The sequence below is a fragment of the Psychrobacter sp. UBA2514 genome (assembly GCF_002341255.1).
Lineage (GTDB): Bacteria > Pseudomonadota > Gammaproteobacteria > Pseudomonadales > Moraxellaceae > Psychrobacter > Psychrobacter pacificensis.
Genome location: NZ_DDNS01000002.1, coordinates 55,081 through 76,762, shown reverse-complemented (window position 1 = coordinate 76,762; position 21,682 = coordinate 55,081). Strand labels below are relative to the sequence as shown.

19 protein-coding genes are annotated in these 21,682 nt (G+C 42.8%); 10 read left to right on the top strand and 9 right to left on the bottom strand.

The features are described 5' to 3' along the window. The first annotated feature begins 30 nt into the window (after positions 1–30). From pyrF to B3V51_RS00345, 3 genes are all read left to right on the top strand, one after another. Positions 31–729 (top strand): orotidine-5'-phosphate decarboxylase, encoded by a 699-nt coding sequence (gene pyrF, locus B3V51_RS00355; protein ID WP_186474809.1) that lies wholly within the window; start codon positions 31–33, stop codon positions 727–729. Positions 730–944: 215 nt separating this feature from the next. Further along, on the top strand, positions 945–1,742 hold the full coding sequence (locus B3V51_RS00350) for a metallophosphoesterase (RefSeq protein ID WP_286707762.1): 798 nt from the start codon (positions 945–947) through the stop codon (positions 1,740–1,742). A 154-nt stretch (positions 1,743–1,896) separates the two neighbouring features. Continuing rightward, a complete protein-coding gene (locus B3V51_RS00345) occupies positions 1,897–2,733 on the top strand; it encodes a histidine phosphatase family protein (RefSeq protein WP_286707761.1) in 837 nt (278 codons plus the stop codon). 142 nt (positions 2,734–2,875) lie between these two features. Here B3V51_RS00345 and rpsT read toward each other — a convergent pair whose 3' ends face one another. After that, entirely contained in the window at positions 2,876–3,142 is a 267-nt protein-coding gene (gene rpsT / locus B3V51_RS00340; RefSeq protein ID WP_071003512.1) for a 30S ribosomal protein S20, read from the bottom strand. Between the two features lie 464 nt (positions 3,143–3,606). Here rpsT and B3V51_RS00335 point away from each other — a divergent pair, with 464 nt between their 5' ends. From B3V51_RS00335 to B3V51_RS00315, 5 genes are all read left to right on the top strand, one after another. Further along, positions 3,607–4,308: an NAD-dependent epimerase/dehydratase family protein gene (locus B3V51_RS00335; RefSeq protein ID WP_286707760.1), complete on the top strand. Its 702-nt coding sequence runs from the start codon at positions 3,607–3,609 to the stop codon at positions 4,306–4,308. A gap of 96 nt (positions 4,309–4,404) precedes the next feature. Beyond that, the gene (gene rraA / locus B3V51_RS00330; RefSeq protein WP_286707811.1) at positions 4,405–4,920 is read left to right on the top strand and encodes a ribonuclease E activity regulator RraA; all 516 of its coding nucleotides are present in this window, start codon (positions 4,405–4,407) and stop codon (positions 4,918–4,920) included. Positions 4,921–5,126: 206 nt separating this feature from the next. Continuing rightward, positions 5,127–8,837 carry a transcription-repair coupling factor gene (gene mfd, locus B3V51_RS00325; RefSeq protein ID WP_286707759.1) on the top strand — a complete coding sequence of 1,237 codons (3,711 nt, stop codon included), beginning with the start codon at positions 5,127–5,129 and terminating at the stop codon, positions 8,835–8,837. A 168-nt stretch (positions 8,838–9,005) separates the two neighbouring features. Then, positions 9,006–9,437: an HIT domain-containing protein gene (locus B3V51_RS00320; RefSeq protein ID WP_057759208.1), complete on the top strand. Its 432-nt coding sequence runs from the start codon at positions 9,006–9,008 to the stop codon at positions 9,435–9,437. 334 nt (positions 9,438–9,771) lie between these two features. Continuing rightward, a complete protein-coding gene (locus tag B3V51_RS00315; protein ID WP_286707758.1) occupies positions 9,772–11,196 on the top strand; it encodes an adenylate/guanylate cyclase domain-containing protein in 1,425 nt (474 codons plus the stop codon). 102 nt (positions 11,197–11,298) lie between these two features. Here B3V51_RS00315 and fdx read toward each other — a convergent pair whose 3' ends face one another. The 8 genes from fdx to B3V51_RS00275 form a co-directional block, all read right to left on the bottom strand. Next, on the bottom strand, positions 11,299–11,637 hold the full coding sequence (fdx, locus tag B3V51_RS00310; protein ID WP_058024187.1) for an ISC system 2Fe-2S type ferredoxin: 339 nt from the start codon (positions 11,635–11,637) through the stop codon (positions 11,299–11,301). Positions 11,638–11,723: 86 nt separating this feature from the next. Next, positions 11,724–13,604 carry a Fe-S protein assembly chaperone HscA gene (hscA, locus tag B3V51_RS00305; protein ID WP_286707757.1) on the bottom strand — a complete coding sequence of 627 codons (1,881 nt, stop codon included), beginning with the start codon at positions 13,602–13,604 and terminating at the stop codon, positions 11,724–11,726. Between the two features lie 210 nt (positions 13,605–13,814). Next, complete coding sequence (hscB, locus tag B3V51_RS00300) at positions 13,815–14,384, bottom strand: Fe-S protein assembly co-chaperone HscB (RefSeq protein ID WP_286707756.1); 570 nt, start codon at positions 14,382–14,384, stop codon at positions 13,815–13,817. Positions 14,385–14,522: 138 nt separating this feature from the next. Then, positions 14,523–14,843, bottom strand: a complete 321-nt coding sequence (gene iscA, locus B3V51_RS00295; protein WP_071003519.1) for an iron-sulfur cluster assembly protein IscA — start codon at positions 14,841–14,843, stop codon at positions 14,523–14,525. 223 nt (positions 14,844–15,066) lie between these two features. Continuing rightward, a complete protein-coding gene (gene iscU, locus B3V51_RS00290; RefSeq protein WP_058024183.1) occupies positions 15,067–15,477 on the bottom strand; it encodes a Fe-S cluster assembly scaffold IscU in 411 nt (136 codons plus the stop codon). A 168-nt stretch (positions 15,478–15,645) separates the two neighbouring features. Continuing rightward, positions 15,646–16,872, bottom strand: a complete 1,227-nt coding sequence (locus tag B3V51_RS00285) for an IscS subfamily cysteine desulfurase (protein ID WP_212563700.1) — start codon at positions 16,870–16,872, stop codon at positions 15,646–15,648. Next, complete coding sequence (locus B3V51_RS00280) at positions 16,869–17,378, bottom strand: Rrf2 family transcriptional regulator (protein ID WP_212563699.1); 510 nt, start codon at positions 17,376–17,378, stop codon at positions 16,869–16,871. Before B3V51_RS00280 ends, B3V51_RS00285 begins: the two co-directional genes overlap by 4 nt. A gap of 469 nt (positions 17,379–17,847) precedes the next feature. After that, positions 17,848–18,492: a hypothetical protein gene (locus B3V51_RS00275; RefSeq protein WP_071003522.1), complete on the bottom strand. Its 645-nt coding sequence runs from the start codon at positions 18,490–18,492 to the stop codon at positions 17,848–17,850. 476 nt (positions 18,493–18,968) lie between these two features. Between B3V51_RS00275 and B3V51_RS00270 the strand changes: the two genes are divergently transcribed. Together B3V51_RS00270 and B3V51_RS00265 are read left to right on the top strand one after the other, a co-directional pair. Next, positions 18,969–19,289 (top strand): HU family DNA-binding protein, encoded by a 321-nt coding sequence (locus B3V51_RS00270; protein ID WP_161808411.1) that lies wholly within the window; start codon positions 18,969–18,971, stop codon positions 19,287–19,289. 344 nt (positions 19,290–19,633) lie between these two features. Continuing rightward, entirely contained in the window at positions 19,634–21,508 is a 1,875-nt protein-coding gene (locus B3V51_RS00265; RefSeq protein ID WP_212563698.1) for a SurA N-terminal domain-containing protein, read from the top strand. Positions 21,509–21,682: the final 174 nt, after the last annotated feature.

Sequence of the window (21,682 nt, the reverse complement as noted above, 5' to 3'; positions counted from 1 at the left end):
GCTCTAATAATTCTGATATGCGGCAAAACCATGAATAATATGATTAACTCTCCCGTCATTGTTGCTTTAGACAATATGACTCTGCAAGCATCGTTGGCATTAGCTGATCAATTGGATCCAGCGTTATGCCGGCTCAAAGTAGGTAAAGAGCTATTTACACGCTGTGGTCCCGATATTATAAAGGCACTGCATCAGCGTAACTTTGAGGTATTCTTAGACCTGAAGTTTCACGATATTCCTAACACTACTGCTCAAGCGGTACTAGCTGCTGCCGAGCTTGGTGTATGGATGGTCAATGTTCATGCTAGTGCAGGTCTAGAGGCTATGTCTTTGGCAAAACAGCGTTTAATAGATAATAACCTTGATACATTACTCATCGCGGTGACTGTATTGACCTCTATGGACAGTGACGCATTGATGCAAACGGGTATCACTGATAGCTTAGACGTACAGGTGAGCCGATTGGCACAATTGACCAAGCAAGCTGGGTTAGATGGGGTAGTATGCTCTGCTCAAGAAGCGAAAACGCTTAAAGCGTTATGCGGTCAAGATTTTAAATTAGTCACACCAGGTATTCGACTAGCAGACGACAATGCTGATGATCAAAAGCGTATCTGTACGCCAAGTCAAGCATTGTTAGATGGTTCTGATTATTTGGTGATTGGACGCTCAATCACTCAAGCCAAAAACCCTGCCGAGAAGCTAAATAGAATATTACAAAGCATTTAAGTTTTAATAGCAATACAATAAAAAAGACAGCCTAAATCGCTGTCTTTTTTTTACTTTTTTCAGACAGAAAAAAGCTGTTACACTACCTGAGAGGTTTTATAAGTAGGCTGATCTGCAACCAATTATGCAGTCTATTAAAAGGAGTGCTGGCCTATTAAAATACGCTAACGTTACCGATTGGCTGATAATGATACTATTGGACGATATTGAATTATATGAAATTACAAATACTAAGTGACTTACATATTGATAGTTATGCACGCCAGTCACGCCCTATTGGGCATATTCCTAAAACTGACGCAGATATCGTGTTAGTAGCGGGAGACACCGCCAACAGCGATAGAGGGATGCCATGGTTACAAGAGCAGGCAGCACGCTTACAAGTTCCTCTGATCACGATCTCAGGTAATCACGAATATTTTGACGAAGATGTGCTAAGTTTTGACCAAAAGTTGGCGACTTGGGACAATTATGATGCTGCCTCTAACAAAGGGGTTTGTGTCTTACAGTGCCAGCATATTGATATTGGTGATATACGAATCTTAGGTTGCACACTGTGGACGGATTATCAGTATCATGCCAATGAAGATACTATGGCTGCTGCTAGGCATTTTATGCGTGATTATAAGCAGATATATGCAGGTAAAGAGATGTTCTCACCTGAAGTTTCCATGCAAATTCACTCAGAGCATCGTCAGTGGTTGCAGCAAGCACTAATCACTGCCAAAGCACTGGGCAAAAAAACGGTCGTCATGAGTCATCATAGTGTCAGTGCATTATCGGTGTCTGAAAAATATGCTAATTTACCAAGCAATGCTGCCTTTGTTAGTGATTTGTCTGGGTGGATGCATGAGGACTGGGCACCGTCTTTGTGGGTGCATGGTCATACCCATGAAGCATTCGATTATCGAATAGGTAATACGCGAGTGATTGTCAATCCTAGGGCTTATCCTAATGAGATTAGCAGTACGGCGTTGGCATTTGCGTGGGATAAAGTTATTGATATCGGTTAGTTGAGGATCTATGTAGATAAGCCATGTTAATTATCTTCGCTTAGTTCTCTTAAAAACAAGCTCACTCCTTGTATGACAAGATATTTACAAGATATAGTGCAACTAGACTTGTCAGTTGTTCATTCCTATCAAAAAATCTGCTACGCTTGCTACTATGAGTAAATATCTTAATAGCACCTTATCAAAAGTCTCTGCTGACAAGCTTGCGAGTCACACACCAAGTGCGCCTGCGCCTTCACATCTGCCAGATAGTATGATTTCTTCGGTCAGACTATTACCTGAAAATGAGCGGCTGATTTTATTTACCAGACACTCTTTGCGTGAGCGTTCTGACGGCAATGGTTTTGCCAGCTATCAGTTGCCGCTGACGCCTAAAGGCCGCGTACTAGCTAAGTCTTGGGGTCGTTGGTTAGCAGGTCACCTCCCATACTCACTCGATGTTGATAGCATCTCAAGCCCCATTAAACGCTGTATTGATACGGCGCAGCTCATGCAGGAAGGAGCAGGTCTAAAGCGTGATATTACGCATCAGTCACTGCTGGTTGAGCCTGGTAGCCTCGTTACTGAACCTGAAATAGCGAACCCAATATTTAAAGAGATTGGTGTACTCAATTTTATCAATCGCTTTTTGCAAGGCAATCTTGAAGGCACCAAAAATGCTTATCAAGGTGGCCTAGATCTCTTATCCCTTTTTTATCAAAACCAGCCGCAGCATGGGCATCTAATGCTGGCTGTCAGTCATGATACTTTGTTGTCTGCATTCTTAGCCGTGATGTTCGATGTGGAAGAGATCGATTGGAATGATTGGCCAAAAATGATGGAAGGGGTGTTTTTGTGGTTTGATGATAAACCTTTTGATCAGGCAAATGCGCATTTTATCTGGCGTGGTCAAGTATATACACGTCCGATTAGTTCATTGTTGAATGGGTATCGTGCAGCAGGGTATCACCCAAGTAAACTGCTATTACCACCAGGGGTGCAATGGACATAAGATTTCATCAAAAAATGGTAATGACGATCCACTAGATATATATCGAGTAGGCATAAAAAAACCTTGCCCCAGTATGAGAACCAGTGGCAAGGTTTTAGTCATTATGCTATAGAAGCATAATGCGGTCTAGACAATACAAATCTTAAGCTTGTAGGCCTTTGATTGTTTTGTTTAGGCGGCTCTTACGACGAGCAGCTTTATTCTTATGAATAATACCTTTGTCAGCCATACGATCAATAACTGGTACCGCTCTGTTGTAAGCTTCGGTAGCCGCGTCATAATCTTTAGCTTCGATAGCCGCATCAACACGTTTTAAGTAAGTACGAACCATAGAGCGTTGTGACGCAGAGTTCTGACGACGTTTGGTGTTTTGACGGGCGCGTTTACGAGCTTGTGCAGTATTAGCCACGCGTATCTCCTTGATAAAGACAGATAAAAATATGAATGTTGATTGCAATAATGGGTTTAACAATCATCGGTGACGAGCAGCCGTCTCGTCAAACATGATGTCGATGTCTAATATTAAAGTATCTAATATTAATGGATCATCGCAAGCGCCAGAACTGTTTGGAATAATTAAACAGCGTTGACGTGTAAAGCCGGTTATCTTAGCAAATTATTGCGCTAAGGACAATATATTTGATGATTAATGCGTAAAGAAGTACTGTAAACTCATGAATTTTGGTTTATTAAGGTATCTAAATCAATAGCAGACATCAATAGGCGCAACTGATTGATAAAATCTCTTACAATATATCATACATAATAGCGTCAGTTATTCATGAACTTAGGTATGATATCCTAATGGTAGGCTTTGATATAGGTTACTTTTCATCAATATAGAACCTCTAACGTTATATAAGTGGATAGGGTATGCAGCGAAAAGCAATTGTGATTGGCGCAACAGGATTGGTAGGGCAGCATTTGGTAAAACAGCTGAGTGAGCTCTATGATACATTGATTGTGATCGCTCGGCGCCCGCCACGCTATATTAATGCCAGCATGCGTTTTTATCAGGTTAATGACTTTGATAATCTCTCTGAAGTGTTTGCGAACGTTGGTGCGGATCGAACGACAGATGCCTTTAGTTGTCTTGGCACCACCAAAAAACAAGCGGGCAGTGATGAGGCTTTTCGAAAGATAGACCATGATTACAATGTTAACTTTGCTAAGCTATGTCATGATAGAGGGGTAGAAAACTTTTTTCTACTTTCATCCATGAATGCCGATATTGACAGCCGCTTTTTGTACAATCGAGTCAAGGCAGAGACGGAGCAATCTATTACGGCACTAGGCTTTGGTCAACTGGTGATATTTCGACCGTCGTTATTACTAGGCAAGCATAAAGGGCGTCCAATCGAGAGCATTGGTCAAAAAGCTTTTAAGCTTATCTCGCCTTTAGTCTCAGAGTCACTCTCATTACATCCTATCTCGGCTAAGCGCGTCGCTAGTGCAATGGCGATGAGTGCTCATGACATTTATCATCGTCGTAAATACCGTACAGAACCCCAGATTGAACATACAGAGATCATTGAAAATAAGAAGATGCTTGCAATGACTCGTGTGAAAAAATAAAGTATTATTTTTGAGTCAAGACTACAGCCAAGTATGACCATGTATTACAAAATCAAGCAGCTTAATCACTCATAATAAGGAGTAAAAACGATGGAGATGAATAAAGAGAACTTTGTCACATGTGATTTACTGGACGCCAATCCTGAGTCGCAAGTATGTCTACCAAATATTGAAGGTAAGGCATTTCGTCGTTTTGGTGCAAAAGATAAATTCTGCGGTGAAATCGTGACGGTGAAGTGCTTTGAAGACAATAGCCGCGTCAAATCACTATTGAATAGTGATGGCAAAGACAAAGCTGGCGATGGTAAGGTGTTGGTCGTCGATGGTGGCGGCTCTATGCGCTGTGCCTTGCTCGGCGATATGATTGCACAGTCGGCCATCGACAATGGCTGGGCGGGTGTTATCGTATATGGCTGTGTCCGAGATGTTGATGACCTGGCAGGGATGGATCTTGGTGTGATGGCACTTGGTTGCATCCCGCGCAAATCAACTCGCCGTGATGAAGGTCAAACGGATATCGAAATCCGCTTTGGTGATTTGGCATTGAACTCGGGAATGTTTGTTTATGCTGACAACAATGGCATTATCGCTAGTGATAAACCGTTAATTTGAACTTGGTTTAACCAGTGTGAATGAGAACATCAGCTTATCAGTTGGGGTTTTTTATGTAATGATAGTTAAAGCTTAATAATCGTTATCAATCCTCGATCATGAATGAGTGAGCTTTTACGTGACAAACCGTTACGGCATAAGTTTTGGTAATTGCTCAAATATTCGTATAATAGCTTTCTGACTCCTTAACTGTGATCCTATTCTTTATGCCTATCACTGCTTTGACTGACGCGTTTGATCCCATTAACCAGCAGTTGTTCCCTATACAAAATGCCGAGCGGCGTTGGCTAGCGCCTGTCCACGGTGCGGTCAGTAGCTTATGGCTGGCAAGCTTGGTTCAAACGCCTCACTGGAATGTTGCCGAGCGATTGAAGGTGGTGGTTGCCCGTGACCAAAATCAGCTCAATCAGATAGAAACTGAGCTGGCATTTTGCGGCGTCGATGCTTACGTATTCCCTGACTGGGAGACACTGACATATGATGAGCTGTCTCCGCACCAAGACATCGTTAGTGAACGCATCAACCTATTGACGGATATGCCGAGATCAGGCGTGCTACTCATCTCAATACAGACATTGATGCAACGCGTCGCACCGCCCAGTTGGTTGATCGGACAGCATTTTGATTTGAGCGTTGGTGATCGATTCGATATCAATACGCAACGTGGGCTTTTGGCAAAGGCGGGTTATAGAGCGGTTGATAATGTCTTTGAGCCCGGTGAGTTCGCTGTACGTGGCAGCATTATCGATATCTTTGCTATGGGTCAGCCTTTTCCGCTGCGTTTAGACTTATTTGACGATGAAATTGAGACAATTCGTTTTTTTCATCCGCAAACCCAGCGCACGTTGACCGCTGATGACCTCAAAGCGATGTTAACAGGCAATGATACCAGCATGGGCAAAGAGTCACTGTCGCTGCTGCACAAGTTGCCAGATATCTCTAAACCTATCGAACAGTTCCAAATATTACCAGCAAAGGAGTTTCCGCTGGATGAAGGGCGAGAGACATTTCGCACGAATTTTGCGGCGATGTTCCCTAATGCCAGTAGCCGCAAGTCTGAGTTGCATAAAGATGTAATGGCAGGTATCGCGAGTAGCGGACTGGAGTATTATCAGCCACTATTTTTTGACTTAAAAGATTGGCAAGAAGAAAGTACATTGTTTTCTTATTTGCCAAGCGATGCGTTGTTTATCACGGATGAGCTGATCCACGAAAAGCAGGCGGACTATTGGTCACAAATTCAGCGCCGCTATGAAGAACGTCGCCATGATATTGACAAGCCTATCGTCGAACCTGCGCTCTTATACTTATTATCCAACGCACTTAACGAGCAGCTCAATCAATATCCACGAGTGATATTAAGTGCTCGTGATGAGTTGGCTACGACGAATGACGTTGTAGCGCCAGAAGGTAACGACCCATCTCAGCCGCAACTGCCATTAACGCCTACTAAGCAGCAAGGCTTGGTGACATTAAGCGCCGAAGAACCGCCAGAGCTGGCAGTCAATCATCAGAAATCTGAGCCATTAACGGCATTGCTCGATTTTTTACACGTTCAACAACAAACAGCAACGCCAGTATTAGTTGTGGCAGAGACTGCTGGTCGCCGTGAAATTCTCATTGAGCTGTTTAAGGGTAAGATTGATATCAAAGCATATGATAGCTTTGAAGCATTTTTAGCAGCAGATAAGACGAGCGCTATGAATAATACTCGACTACCACATGTCGGTCTGACTGTGGCACCGATTGAGCGCGGCGTATATGTGCCTGAACGTTTGGTGTTGATTAGTGAAACGCAGCTGTTTGGTCGTCAAGTCTTACAGACGCGTCGTCGTCGCCAAAGCGGTGTATCAGAGGAGTTCTTGGTTAAGAGCGTCACTGAGATAACAGATGGCAGCCCAGTCGTTCATATCGAGCATGGTATTGGTCGTTATAACGGCCTAATCACGCTAGATGTGGGCGATGGTGAGCAAGAGTTCATTCATTTAAAATATGACGATGATGCCAGTATCTATGTACCAGTCGCCAATCTACAAATGATCAGTCGCTATAGTGGCGGCGATCCAGCGTTAGCGCCATTACATAAGATCGGCAGTGGCAAATGGGATAGAGCCAAGCAAAAGGCCTTGGAGCAAATTCACGATGTTGCCGCAGAGCTGCTCAATATGCAAGCGCGTCGTGAGGCCAAAGTTGGTATTCATTTTAAAATAGATCCGTCGCAATACGAGCTGTTTGCCAGTCAGTTTGCGTTTGAAGAGACCGCTGACCAAGCCAATGCCATTCATGCGGTTATGGAAGACATGAGACAAAACCAGCCAATGGATCGCCTCATCTGCGGTGATGTTGGCTTTGGTAAAACAGAAGTAGCGATGCGAGCGGCCTTTATTGCCGTCAGTGCTGGCTATCAAGTGGCTGTATTAGTGCCCACCACATTGCTCGCAGGACAGCACGAAGACAATTTCCGCGATCGATTTGCTGATTGGCCAGTGCGTATTGAGAGCCTGTCTCGCTTTGGTGGTAAAAAGCATCAAGACATGGTCTTGACGGACTTGGCTGATGGCAAAGTCGATATTGTGATCGGTACTCATAAACTATTGCAGCCTGACGTGAAGTTTGCCAATCTTGGGCTAATGATTGTCGATGAGGAGCACCGCTTTGGAGTACGTCATAAAGAGCGTATCAAGGCGATTCAGACAGATGTAGACAGTATGTCTATGACCGCGACGCCCATCCCTAGAACGCTTAATATGGCGCTCTCAGGCATGCGTGATATGTCAATCATTGCCACACCGCCTGCACGCCGGTTGGCTATTAAAACCTTTGTCATGCAAAAGACAGATGCCTTGATGAAAGAAGCTATCTTGCGCGAGCTGTTACGTGGTGGGCAGGTTTATCTGCTCCACAATGATGTGGCTAGTATTGAGCGTATGGCAGAGACTATTCGTGATCTGGTACCAGAAGCGCGAGTAGGGGTCGCCCATGGACAAATGCAAGAGCGTCAGCTTGAGCAAATCATGCAGCAGTTTTATCATAAAAAATTCAACGTGCTGGTGTGCTCTACTATTATTGAGACAGGTATCGATGTGCCAAATGCCAATACCATTATCATTGAGCGTGCGGATAAGTTTGGTCTGGCGCAACTGCATCAGCTACGAGGCCGGGTAGGTCGCAGTCACCATCAGGCTTATTGTTACCTATTGGTGCCTTCTCTCAAAGGTCTCAAAGGCGATGCCAAGCGTCGTCTACATGCAATTGAACGCGCCAATACATTGGGCGCAGGTTTTATGCTGGCGAGTGAAGATCTAGAGATTCGCGGGGCAGGTGAGATACTAGGCAAGCAGCAAAGCGGTAATATGCAGGCGATTGGCTTTAGCTTATACATGGATATGCTGGAGCGTGCGACTAAGGCAATCAAAGCAGGTAAAGAGCCTGATCTAAACACACCGCTATCGCTGACCAGTGATATTAACTTGCATAGCTCTGCTCTTATTCCAGAAGACTATCTACATGACGTACATCAGCGCCTATTGTTTTACAAACGTATAAGCAATACAGATGATAAAGAAGCGTTGACGGATATTCGTACCGAAATGATTGATCGCTTTGGCGCGCTACCTGACCAAACCAAGCAGCTATTTGCCATTCATGGACTACGCTTGCAAGCAGAACCATTGAAGATTAACAAAATTGATGCCAATAGTAATAGTATGACGTTGGAGTTTGCACCAGATACCCCTGTTGATGCTTTGGCTATTATCAAACTGATCCAGTCAGATGGACAGCACTACCGCATGAATGGGGCATCTGGTATTCGTTATCAACATAGCGAGAAGCTGGCAACGCCTCAACAGCGAGTCTCTGTTATCCAAGATCTTCTACGCTATTTTAGTGAGCATATGGTGATAGAAGCGGCCTAGAGTTGATCAGTGAGAGCCATCATCGGGGTTGCTAAGACAATCCACACAAACGCAATAGTGTATGGCGCTATTTTATCGCAAGGATAACTGATAAAATAACCGGATTGCTTTTTCTTCTATACTTTGTACCTACTTTTATTTGCATTAAACAACAAGAGAACCGTCATTATGTTCCAACTTCATCATAAACTTGCTGCTGATAGTTTCTTAGTGGGTGATTTTCCATTATCTACTTGTCGTTTGATCAATGACTGTCAATTCCCTTGGCTGATATTAGTACCGCGTGTATCGGGTATCAAAGAGCTTTACGAGTTGTCTGAGGCAGACCAAACGCAGTTCTTGCGTGAGTCAAGCTGGTTATCGAGTCAGCTAGCCAAAACCTTTCAAGCAGATAAAATGAATGTGGCCGCGCTTGGTAATCAAGTCCCGCAGCTTCATTTTCATCATATTGTTCGTTATCAAAATGATATGCAATGGCCAAATCCAGTATGGGGAGTTCCTGCGGTTCCTTATACCAAAGAAGTCTTGGCACAAATGCAGCAGACGTTAATGATGGCGCTACGTGGTCATCATCAAATGCCTTTTGATTGGCAGATGTAATCCGTTTTTAACTTTGGATTGCTTTACCTCATCTATAAAGCATTATTTATGAAGCATCTTTCATAAACCATTAAGACAGAAAAAAGCCAGATACTCGTCATATCTGGCTTTTTTCTGTAACAATCAAACATTGTCAGTTGTTTATCTAGAAGATTTGTCATCTTGATAAATGATAGATGGTATTTTTTTAGCTACCACTGACCTAGGTTTCATTTAATTTAGAAAGTATAATGTATTTTTCTAGTTATTTATCATTAAGATAGGTGATTTGCGTTTGTTGTTCTTGTATATCTTTATCTCTCTGATAGCTTATCTCATTTAAGTGAAATTCAATATGCCTTTTATAAAGATGTTGAAGCCAAAACTATTGTCAAAAGGTAGTGAAATCCGTCAATTCGACTATCCAGAAGTTTTTGTTTTAATTCTTACTGTCATATTACTCGCCCCGCATTACAATTTTCGTCCTACCTCAATGGCATTATTGGTTGTCGTTCTACTACCTAGCCTGATGATTCTGATTTATAACTATCGACGCCAAACCAGTCTTTGGACGTCTAATATGGTCGTTATTTTATTTGCGGTCGTTATTGGGTCAATACAGTTTTGTACGGTGATATCGCTCAGTTTGGTAGCCTTAATCGGCGTACGTATGATCGTCAGTGGTGTCGATAACGGTCTAAGATTATTTACTGTAGCATTGGTGACATCTATTGTCTTTTATTATGTCAGTACAATACTAGACAACGAAGGATTGAACTGTAATGAAGGTTGGGTGCCTCCCACCGTATTGCTAGCAAGCATAATGGTTATTTTGTATCAGTTTCGCAGTACGTATCAAGAGTATATTGGTTATAAAGAAAGTGCCGCTAAAGCCGGAGGACGTTTGAGTACCATGGTGTCGGTCATCAATAAGTTGACTCGCTTTGTACCGCCGCAAATTTGGGAGCCAATTGTTAGATCTGATAGCCCTGTTAGTGTGTCGAATAAACGTGCCAAGCTGACTATTATGTTTTCAGATATTGTGGGCTTTACCGATCTGTCTGATAGTCTGAGTGCTGACAACGTGGCTGATATTTTGAACACTTATATGCATTGCATGACGTTAATTGCTGACAGACATGGTGCCGTACTTGATAAATTTATTGGTGATGGCATGGTGTGCTTTTTCGGTGAGCCTAATAGCCGTGGCTCACGTCAAGATGCTCTGGATTGCGTGGCAATGGCGATAGATATGCGCCGCGAGATGCGTACATTGCGTCAAAAATGGCGGCTGATGGGGTTTGAGGGGTTATATATACGTATTGGTATCACAACTGGTTATTGCCACGTGGGCAATTTTGGTAGCAACAATCGTCTTAGTTACACACTGATTGGTAAAGAGGCTAATCTGGCGTCAAGACTCGAATCGAATGCTGGCAAAGATGAGATATTGGTCAGTGAAAGCACTTATGATTATGTTTGCCATAACTATGAGTGTCAACATGTTGGAGCGCTTCAGCTAAAAGGCTTTGATGACAAGGTAAATGCATGGCAAGTACTTGACCCTGATGCTAATAAAGGTCATTTGTCTAAATGGGTAGATCACACCTTGCCAGGGTTTAACTTGCATCTAAATTTTAAAGACATGAAAGACAATGACTATCAAGATATCAGGAGTCGTCTAAACTTTGCGCTTGAGCGTATCGAACAAGAAGAAGAAAAATTGGCACAGAGCATCGCTGAAGAGAGCAAACGTCATAGTGGTAACAAAAAGTCATGATTTGGGAAGTCATATCGTGAAATATTGAGTATAAAAAAAGCCAGCTATTATATTTTAATAGCTGGCTTTTTTGTAACTTATAAGTAGTTTGTACTGATCATATTAATGATTTTCTTTTGCATGATTCAATGTGTATTTTGGAACCTCGATGGTTAAATCTTCATCATCAAGCATGACCTGACAAGACAGACGTGAGTCAGGCTCTAAGCCCCAAGCACGATCAAGTAGATCAGCTTCTACATCATCCATCTCATCTAGACTATTGAACCCTTTGCGTACGACAACGTGACAAGTAGTGCAAGCTTTTGACATCTCACAGGCATGCTCGATTTTGATGCCTTTTTCTAATAACGCTTTGCACAAATTCTGACCAGCTTGTAGCTCAACTTCTGCGCCCTCTGGGCAGATTTCGTGATGGGGTAGTACGGTAACTTTTGGCATAAATTATTTGTCCAATGCTAATCAATCTAAAAAATAAGATAAAGTAGCTTAGTATCATAACTAAGCTATCATTTTGAGTATGGATTTTACCAATCTTGTGCGCTGGTACCTGCCATGCTGGTTTTAACGCTTTGATTCATAATGCGAGCAGCAAAGGCATCACTATGCGGCTTAAGCTGTGCTTGCTGTGCTTCGATAAGTGCCAAGTCATTAGTGCTAAGAGCAGAACGCAGGGCTTGTATATGCTCCGCTAAAGTGTGCTGCTCATCAGAAGAAAGCAGTGCTGCAAACTCATTGAGTGCAGATTCTAGAGCCAACACTTCACGCTCGGCTTCTACTTTTGTTTCGATTAAAGAGCGTGCGTTTTTATCTTCCTCTGCATGTTTAAATCCGGCAACAAGCAACTGCTCTTTTTGCTCATCAGACAAACCATAAGAAGGCACGATCTCGATCTTGCTTTCTGTTTTGGTCGTGGTTTCTTGTGCACTAACAGTCAGCTGACCATTGGCATCGATGCTAAAGGTGACCTCGATACGAGCAAACCCAGCTTTCATTGGCGGAATACCGTACAGCTCAAAGCGGCCAAGCGAGCGACAGTTTTCTACTGTTTCGCGCTCACCTTGCACGACGTGTATCACCATGCCTGTTTGACCATCTTGATAGGTGGTAAACACTTGACGTTTTTTGACAGGGATAGGCGTGTTGCGTGGGATGAGTACTTCAACCAAACCACCCATGGTCTCAAGACCTAATGATAATGGCGTTACGTCCAATAACAACAAATTGTTGTTACTATCACCATTCACCAGTTGGTGAGCAGTTTGAGCAGCGCCTAAGGCAACAACCTCATCTGGATTCAGACGGCAAAGAGGCTGCTTGGCAAAAAATTCAGTCACGACTTGTTGTATGGCAGGCATACGCGTTGAGCCGCCTACTAAGATCACTTCGTCTAAATCTGTGGCAGTCAGCTTGGCATCACGCAGGACTTGTTCACATACGCTTAACGTGCGACGACTAACAGGCTCTACGATAGTAAGGATGTCTTCACGGCGCAATACACCTTGATAGGTTTGTCCGTTGACAGTGACATTGATATCCACTTGCTCAGCATCAGTCAACGCTTGCTTGTAAGCTTTAGCTTCTTGTGCGAGTACTGATTTGTCATGTAGGCTTACGTTTTTTGGATCTATATTTAACTGTTTAATGATCCAGTTGGTAATCAGACGATCAATGTCATCGCCGCCCAGTGCGCTATTACCGCCAGTTGCCAATACTTCAAAGACACCATCATTCAACTTCAGAATAGATACATCAAAAGTACCGCCGCCCAAATCATAAATAAGATAGTAGCTTTCTTTATCATTGTCTTCTGATGATTGGTCAAGACCATAAGCGACCGCCGCCGCCGTTGGTTCATTCAATAGACGAAGTACGTTGATACCAGCCGCTTGCGCAGCATCTTTAGTGGCTTGGCGCTGTGCCTCATCAAAATAAGCTGGCACAGTAATGACGGCACCCTCAATGCTGTCTGCAGGCAGTGCGCTCGCTGCACGTTGCTCAAGCGCGGCTAATATACGCGCTGATACTTCGACAGGTGACACTTCACCTTGAGCCGTGACAAATGCTGGCATATCATCTGTACTACCAGACAACTCATAGGGATGCGAGAATTTAATATCCGCTTGGCTACGACCCATAAAACGCTTAGCCGAGACGATCGTATTTTTGGGATCGTCTGCTAAATGCGCTAGGGCATCATAGCCGACCGATGGATTACCTGTCGCTGGATAATAAACCACAGAAGGCAGCAAGGTATCTGATGCTGCGCCTGCTTCTAAGACTTGCGCCTTGCCTGAACGTACTACAGCGACCAGTGAGCGTGTCGTACCAAGGTCAATACCTAGGCCAAAACGATGTTGATGAGGTTGAGCGCTTTGATTGGGTTCGGCAATTTGCATTAAAGACATAAGAATAACTCAGAGATAAAATGAATAAGTGTAATGAGGCAAATATGGCATGTTTAGTATGACTGCTTAACCGCTATCTCTTTATTCTCAAAATAGAGGGATTTGGCAGTTAAGCATGCTCAAAATCAGAGATTATACGGTATAGTTGATACTAATTTAACCAAATATTTAGAATCTAGCTTTCAAGTAAGATACATCATGCACAGCTATCTAGACGTATAGGTCATCGTCATCTGAATGTGCAGCAGTGGCGACGTCATCAAGCCCCGTTGTAACATCAGCATTCAATTTGACCAAAAACTTCAATTTCTGTGTCGCATCAATCGCCGTTGGCCAATCTTGCTCTTGGTAAGCAGTCTCAAAACGCTGAGACTGGTTTGCCAAGCGCGATGTAATCTGAGGATGTAGCTGCTGCAGGGCTAAAAGGTCTTTGCCTACAATAGCGTCATCTAAATCCATACGCATTTCCATCGCATCTTCTAAAAAATCCAAGTCTGCGATGGAGTGTTCTAGATTTTGCGCTTGATCAGCCATACCTAGTAGGTAACCAGCACGGCTATCAGGTGCACTCAATGTTTGGTAGGCTTGATTGATGACGGCAGAATACTGCTCTGCTTGCTTGGTATCTGCTAGATTCTTTGCAACATTATCAGGATGATAGCGTTTTTGTAGCAGACGTAGATGCTGATCGAGACTGTCTTGATTGACTTCAAATTGTACAGGTTGCTCAAATAGGGCAAAGAAGTTATCAAATTGTGTTTCTGGAATCGTATCTGTCATATCTTACGCCTTGCTTTTTTATTTGTTTTTAAAGTCTTAATCTGGTTTTTCTACCAAATATATTAGTGCATTTATATCTTTTGTATTGATTCATCACAACGGGTGCATCAATCACTGAATAATCAGTTGATTGAACCATTAAACAGTAAAAGACTCACCGCAGCCACATTCACCTTTTTGGTTAGGGTTAGTGAACTTGAAACCTTCGTTTAGACCTTCTTTTTCATAATCCATCAACAGGCCATCTAAATAGACCAAGCTTTTAGGATCAATAAAAATGCTAACGCCGCGGCTTTCATAGCGCGTGTCATTTTCATCAGGTATATCTACAAACTCTAAAACATAAGCAAGGCCTGAGCAACCCGCTGTACGGATACCAACTCGAATACCTTCACCTTTGCCGCGATTGTCCAAAAAGTCTTGAACATGCTGAGCGGCGCGTTCTGTCATTTCAATCATGCCAACTCCCATTGACTATTAATCGTAAATATCAATAAATAAACTATGTAAACTGGCAAGCGAAGTTACGAGTTTGCCAAAATAATATGCTAATAGTTTTTAGAAAATAAAAGGTGACAATTACATAAGTGTCATTGTCACCTTTTTAGCGTTAGTAACCATCTGATGTATTACTACTTTAGCATTGCTAACAAAACACAGCGCAGACGCTAGCAGGTTTGGCTTAGATAGTGGCTTCTTCTGCCGCTGCTGCTACGCCATGCTTACCTTTATAGTCGCTAATAGCGGCTTTAATGGCATCTTCTGCAAGTACAGAGCAATGCACTTTTACTGGTGGTAACGCTAGTTCTTTAGCGATATCGTTATTTTTGATTTCGCCAGCTTGATCCAAGCTTTTGCCTTTTAGCCACTCAGTAACGAGCGAGCTTGAGGCAATTGCTGAACCGCAGCCATAAGTTTTAAAGCGTGCATCTTCGATAATACCGTTATCATCGACTTGGATTTGTAGACGCATTACATCGCCACAGGCTGGGGCACCGACCATACCGGTACCAACGTTTTTGGCGTTTTTGTCAAGATTACCAACGTTGCGTGGGTTTTCGTAATGATCAATAACTTGGTCACTATAGGCCATGGGGTTTTCTCCTAGTTAGATGATGAGTAGTCGTGTATTAACTTTAAATATCTAACTACTCATCGATAATTGGGGTCAAACATTTAGTTAATAAAAACTGGATTTTTAATTGTCTGATCAATCGTTTAATAAATATATTTGAAGCTGTATTACTGTCTGTGCTTGATTTTAGTGCTCAGCCCATTCGACTGAATTCAAATCAACACCTTCTTGGTACATATCCCAAAGTGGCGATAGGGCACGTAGTTTATCAACAGCTTCATGCAGTTGCTTGATAACAGTGTCGATGTCTTCTTCAGTCGTATAACGACCAAAGCTGAAGCGGATTGAGCTATGCGCCAATTCGTCTGGGCGACCGATAGCACGTAGTACATATGATGGCTCAAGCGTCGCTGATGTACAGGCTGACCCTGATGATACCGCTAAGTCTTTTAGCGACATCATCAATGACTCGCCTTCAACAAAGTTAAAGCTGATGTTCACAATGTTTGGTACGCTGTTCTCAAGATCGCCGTTCAGATAGATCTCTTCGATATCTTGTAGACCATCCCAGAGTTTTTGACGCAATTTTGCAACATGGGCATGATCTGTTTCAAAGCTCTCATTGGCTAGAGCAAATGCTGCGCCAAGACCAACGATTTGATGCGTAGGTAATGTACCTGAACGCATACCGCGCTCATGACCACCGCCGTGTTGCTCAGCTTTTAGGCGAATACGTGGCTTACGGCGAACAAACAATGCGCCGATACCTTTAGGACCGTACACTTTATGACCTGAGAAACTCATCAAATCAATCTTCATCTCTTCAAGATTGATTTTTACTTTACCAACAGACTGTGCGCCATCAACATGGAAAACCACACCGGCTTCACGAGTGATTTCACCAATGGCCGCCACATCTGTGATCGTACCAAGCTCATTGTTTACCATCATGAGCGATACCAAAATTGTATCCTCACGTAGGGCTGCTTTTACCTGCTCTGGCAAGATAAGACCTGTGCTTGGTTGCGGCTCGAGATACGTAATTTCAAAACCTTCTTGCTCAAGCTTACGGCACGTATCTAGCACGGCTTTGTGTTCAATTTTGCTGGTGATGATGTGTTTACCACGAGACTGATAAAAGTGAGCTGCGCCTTTAATGGCTAGGTTGTCAGATTCAGTTGCACCAGAAGTAAAGACGATTTCGCGTGGATCAGCGTTGATGACTTCAGCCACTTGTCCGCGAGCAGTTTCTACGGCTTCTTCTGCTTGCCAGCCATAGCCGTGAGAGCGCGAGGCTGGATTACCAAAGATGCCATCTACTGTCAGATATTCGCTCATCTTAGCCGCTACTGATTTTGCAACTGGTGTGGTGGCGGCATAATCTAAGTATATAAGGTTGTTATGTTGGCTCATGCTGGGTTTGCCTCGCTGTTCGATAGGGTAATAGTATTGATGTCTTTTATGGAAATATCTTTTGTAGAGGTGTGCTGACGTTCTGATACTGACTGCACATTTTCCATATCTAATAATTGCGCTAATGTTATATTTTTCAAGTACTGTTCAATATGATTTGATAGTGCACACCACAGGTCATGGGTCAGGCACATTGTACCACCTTGACAGTCGCCGCGTCCTTCACACTGCATCGCATTAACGGATTCATCGACAGCAGATATGATGCTCATCACATCTATCTCGTTCAATGGCTTGGCTAGGTTATAACCACCAGCTGCACCGCGAATACTGGTCACAAGGCCACGTTTGCGTAGCTTGGAGAATAACTGTTCAAGGTAGGAGATAGAAATTGACTGCCGTTTAGCGATATCAGATAGAGATACTGCGCTCTCTTGTTGATTGGTCTGTAATGCCAAGTCTAGTAAAGCAGTAACGGCATATCTGCCTCGAGTAGTTAAACGCATGTGTTATCTCCAAACTTTTAGGTCATTTTTATTTAATAACGATCTTGGAAAGGGATAGATACAGTCAATAATAGATCAATATAAAAGCTGTCAATCATATCCGTTCAAGTTGTGTCTTATCGTTATTAAACAACAGATGGTTAACCCGATGTGTGCAACGATTAAGTCAATTATACTTAATCCTGAGTAATTTGGTCAAGATTAAAGTGTGATTAAATGGTTAATCGAGCTTATCGCTATGATTGATAAAAACAATGGTGGTTAAGAAGGGGGGATAAATGGGAAAACAGGTGGGATGTGATATATAAACGACAGATGTAGGGGCGCTGAATACAAATTATAGTTATATGGTGTGACTCATATACTGTGATCCATATGAATAGTCACTAAGCGTGCAACACCTATGGTAAATGTCACACACTTATCTATGACTGGTAGCACCGTTAAATAAAACCAAATCTAGCACCAATTAATTCATTAAGAGGGCTATGATCGAGACTACCGCGACGACCAATGCCACTACGGTCACAATCATAAAGGTCTTTTGCTTACTCTGTAGCTCTTTAACTGTGGTTTCAAGTTCGCGGTTCTTGATGGTTAATGTGTTGATTTGGGCCTGCTGTTCTTTGATACGCTCTTTATAATGGTCTTTCTTTTCCGCCATTTCAGCATCAGATGGCTTGGTTTTACCTTTACCACCTTTGATTTTTCTGATCAGACCCTGAATCAGGCTACCAAGACCAAGCTGCATGATAAATTGTTTGACCAGCTGTACTTGAACAGATTCACCGCGCATCTGTAATTTTTCGGTCGTCTCTCTATCGTGAGTGGTGATGGCATTAATCACTTGAATGCTATAAGCATTGATAACGACATCAGGTTCGCTACGACCAACAGGCAACTCGGCATCCAAGAGTACACCTTTGGTACTAAAGGTGGCAAAAACCTCAACATGAGGCAAATATAAGCGCAACGCTACGACCGTACCTTGCTTGGCAAGTGGATAAGCGGCTTTACGTAGTTCAGGATCCAAACGTAACAATAGTGTCAGCGCCGACTCGATGAACACCAGAATAATATTAAGAAGAGAGTGAGACAACGTAGAACGCTTCATGTAAATAATCCATTTTTTTTATTTAGCAAATCAAAGTTATGTAATAAACTTAAGTTTATTTTTACCCGAAATTTGCAGTGGTATTTTGCTTATAGTAACGCCTTTATAATAAAAAGTAACGCTAGTTTCTGTCAGTGGTAAAATTATTACAGTACAATCTAGCAGTTGATAAAGACATTAAAATTTATGACTGGTAATGCACAGACACCAACTGACAACTGTTTTAAAGAGTAAACAAATAAGCTGATTCATTGTTTGAATGAGGACAGTTTATCTGTATATAGGTTGCAGATGTTTTGCGTAACATTGGGTGTCAAATAAAACATTGGGTGTCAAATAAGTAGTTGATGGCACAAAAAGATGTAAAATCGCTTGCACTCCTTATGCTGCCTTGATATAAAGACGATAACAAAGCGAAACCTGTTAATACGCCAGTCAGGTAGTTTTTATTGCGTAAGTACCACGAGAGCGTTACAATGCTTGGCGTGAGCGTTTATTACCCCCTTAAACTTGAAGGAAATTTTATGAATAAGTCAGAATTAATTGATAGCATCGCAGACAAAAGTGGTCTAAATAAGACTCAAGCTGGTGATGCTTTGAATGCTGTTATGGAAAGTGTTGGCGAAGCTTTAGAAGCTGGCGATAGCATCTCTTTGGTTGGTTTCGGTACTTTTAGCGTAAAAGACCGCAAAGCACGTACTGGCCGTAACCCTAAGACTGGTGAAGAGCTAAGCATCCCTGCAAGCAAAGTACCAAGCTTCAAAGCTGGTAAAAACCTAAAAGAGCGTTTGAACTAAGCCGCTCTATGGTAGATGGTCGCTTTGGCTAATGTCATAAGCTAAGCACTGAAAAAGCACCTAAATATTAGGTGCTTTTTTTGTCGCTATAGTTTATCTCATACAACGTGAATATTTTGAGTATATACGAAAAATCACGTATCATAGGGCGCGCGATACGCGATAGATGCGTTGTTTAAATAAGGTATTGTCACTGAACCTTGTTTTCCCTAATAAAATGTACACGTTCTTCCTCTTACCATTGCCGGCTTAAATAGCATTGATATTAGCAGGTCGCACTCGACAGCTCCTAACAGTATTACAATGGTTTTTCATCAATATAGGTTAATAAAGCAGAGATAACTATGGATAAATTGCGCGATTTCTTAAAAAGCTGGCCAGGTCGCATTTTATTGATTTTATGCCTATCGCCACTGGCTCTATTGGGTGTCGAAAGCTATTTTGGCGGCGGGGTTGATCCCAACCAAATCGCTCAGGTGGGTGAGGCAAGCGTAGGGTTGTCCGAGTATCAGACTGCCGTCAATAACCGTCGTAGCGAAATACTAGAGCAAGTTGATGATGCCAGTTTATTGAATGAAGATGTACTGCACGAGCAGGTACTAAAAGGTCTGATTGATCGTACATTACTAGAGCAGCAAGCAGGTAAGCTTGGTATGACAGTCTCTGATGACACGATCAATCGTTTGCTGCGTGAAGAAGAAATATTCAAAGATGCTGATGGAAACTTTTCTAACGATCAGTTTGCAAACTTTTTGCGTCAGCGTGGCATGACCAAAAATCAGCTGTTTGCAGAGTTTCGCAATCAGTTAAGCTTGGATCAGTTGAATGCGAGCATCGTTGGTACAGCCATCTATCCAATGCAGGCAGTTAGCCAATTGATCGACTTGCAACTAGAATCACGCAACGTCTGGGTACATCGTTTTGATTGGCAGGACTATGCTGATCAGGTCAAACTGAGCAAAAATGATATTCAAGCATATTATGATGCCAATAAAGACACCCTAAAAAGCGCGGCAATGGTCAACTTGGCTTATATTCAGCTTAGCCCGCAGACCATCAAAGTCGATGATGTGACAACAGAAGAGTTGCAGCAGCAGTACGAAGCGTATAAGCAAAGTCTGGCTGCTGATGATGAGCGTAGAGTGAGTCAAATACTGTTAACAGGTGATGATGCTAAGGCAAGAGCAGATAAAGTTAAAGCTCGCTTGGCTAAAGGCGAGTCTTTTGCTGCTGTGGCCAAAGCAGAATCGGATGATCCTTCAGGAGAAACGGGTGGTGACATTGGTCGCTTTAATCCGTCAGTATTTGGTGGTGACGCCGATGCTGTTGAAAAAGCACTAGAAGGCTTGAGCGTTGGAGATGTGACAGCCCCTATCAAGACCAGCTTTGGCTATCAGATATTCACAGTCACCGAAGATAATGGCAAAAAGATTCCAAGTCTCGATAGTATGCGTGCTGAGCTGACGGCTAAGGCAAAAGAGTACAAGCGTCAAGAAATCTACGCGGATAAAGTAACCTCGATTAATGATTTGGCAGCAGATGGCTTTAGTATCGAAGATATTGCGCAACAAGAGAATGTCACGCTAAAACGTATCAAAGATTATCGTAAAGAAAATAACAAATCAGTATTATCGCAACCAGCAGTGATCAAACAGGCCTTTGACGAATTTACGATTCAAGATCAGGCCGTGACGGCAGGTATAGAAGTTGGTAACGGTACGGTATGGGTACAACCAAGCAACTATCGTCCTACGACCACACTGAGCTTATCTAGTGCAACGCCAAGAATCACTCAGATATTGCGTCAGCAAAAAGCCACAGCCTTGGCGCTAAAAGAAGCGAAATCTGTCGCTGCTGGTATCAAAACGCCAGCTGATATTGCTAAGCAGTCAGTAAGTTTGCAATCTTTGGGTGAGATCAATCGTCAGACGACGTTACTCACGGATAAAGAGCGTGGATTGGCCTTTAGCAAGCAAGCTGCCAATGATGGCGTAGTCGCGCTCGCTAGTGAGACTGAAGCAGGTGCAACGCTATTGGTTGGTGATCGCATCAAGACTGAGCAGCAGTCACCACTATCTGATATGCAAAGAGCGCAAACGGCCAGCATCATTCGTGACAATTTAGGTCAAGATCAGCTGCAAGACTACTTAGATTATCTACGTATGGTCTATCAAGTTGAGATTAACGAAGCTAACATGGCAAATGCACAAGGGCGCTAAGCGTTCGCTGTATGGTTACTCTTAATTATTAAACGCAAAAAAGCCACTGTGGCGATACAGTGGCTTTTTTTATTGGGTAATACTTTAACTGTAGTGACCACGAATACGATAGAAGCTGAAAATTAGTTGCAGTAACAAATACAATTGCTGCGACTAGGGCGTGTTGAACATTCG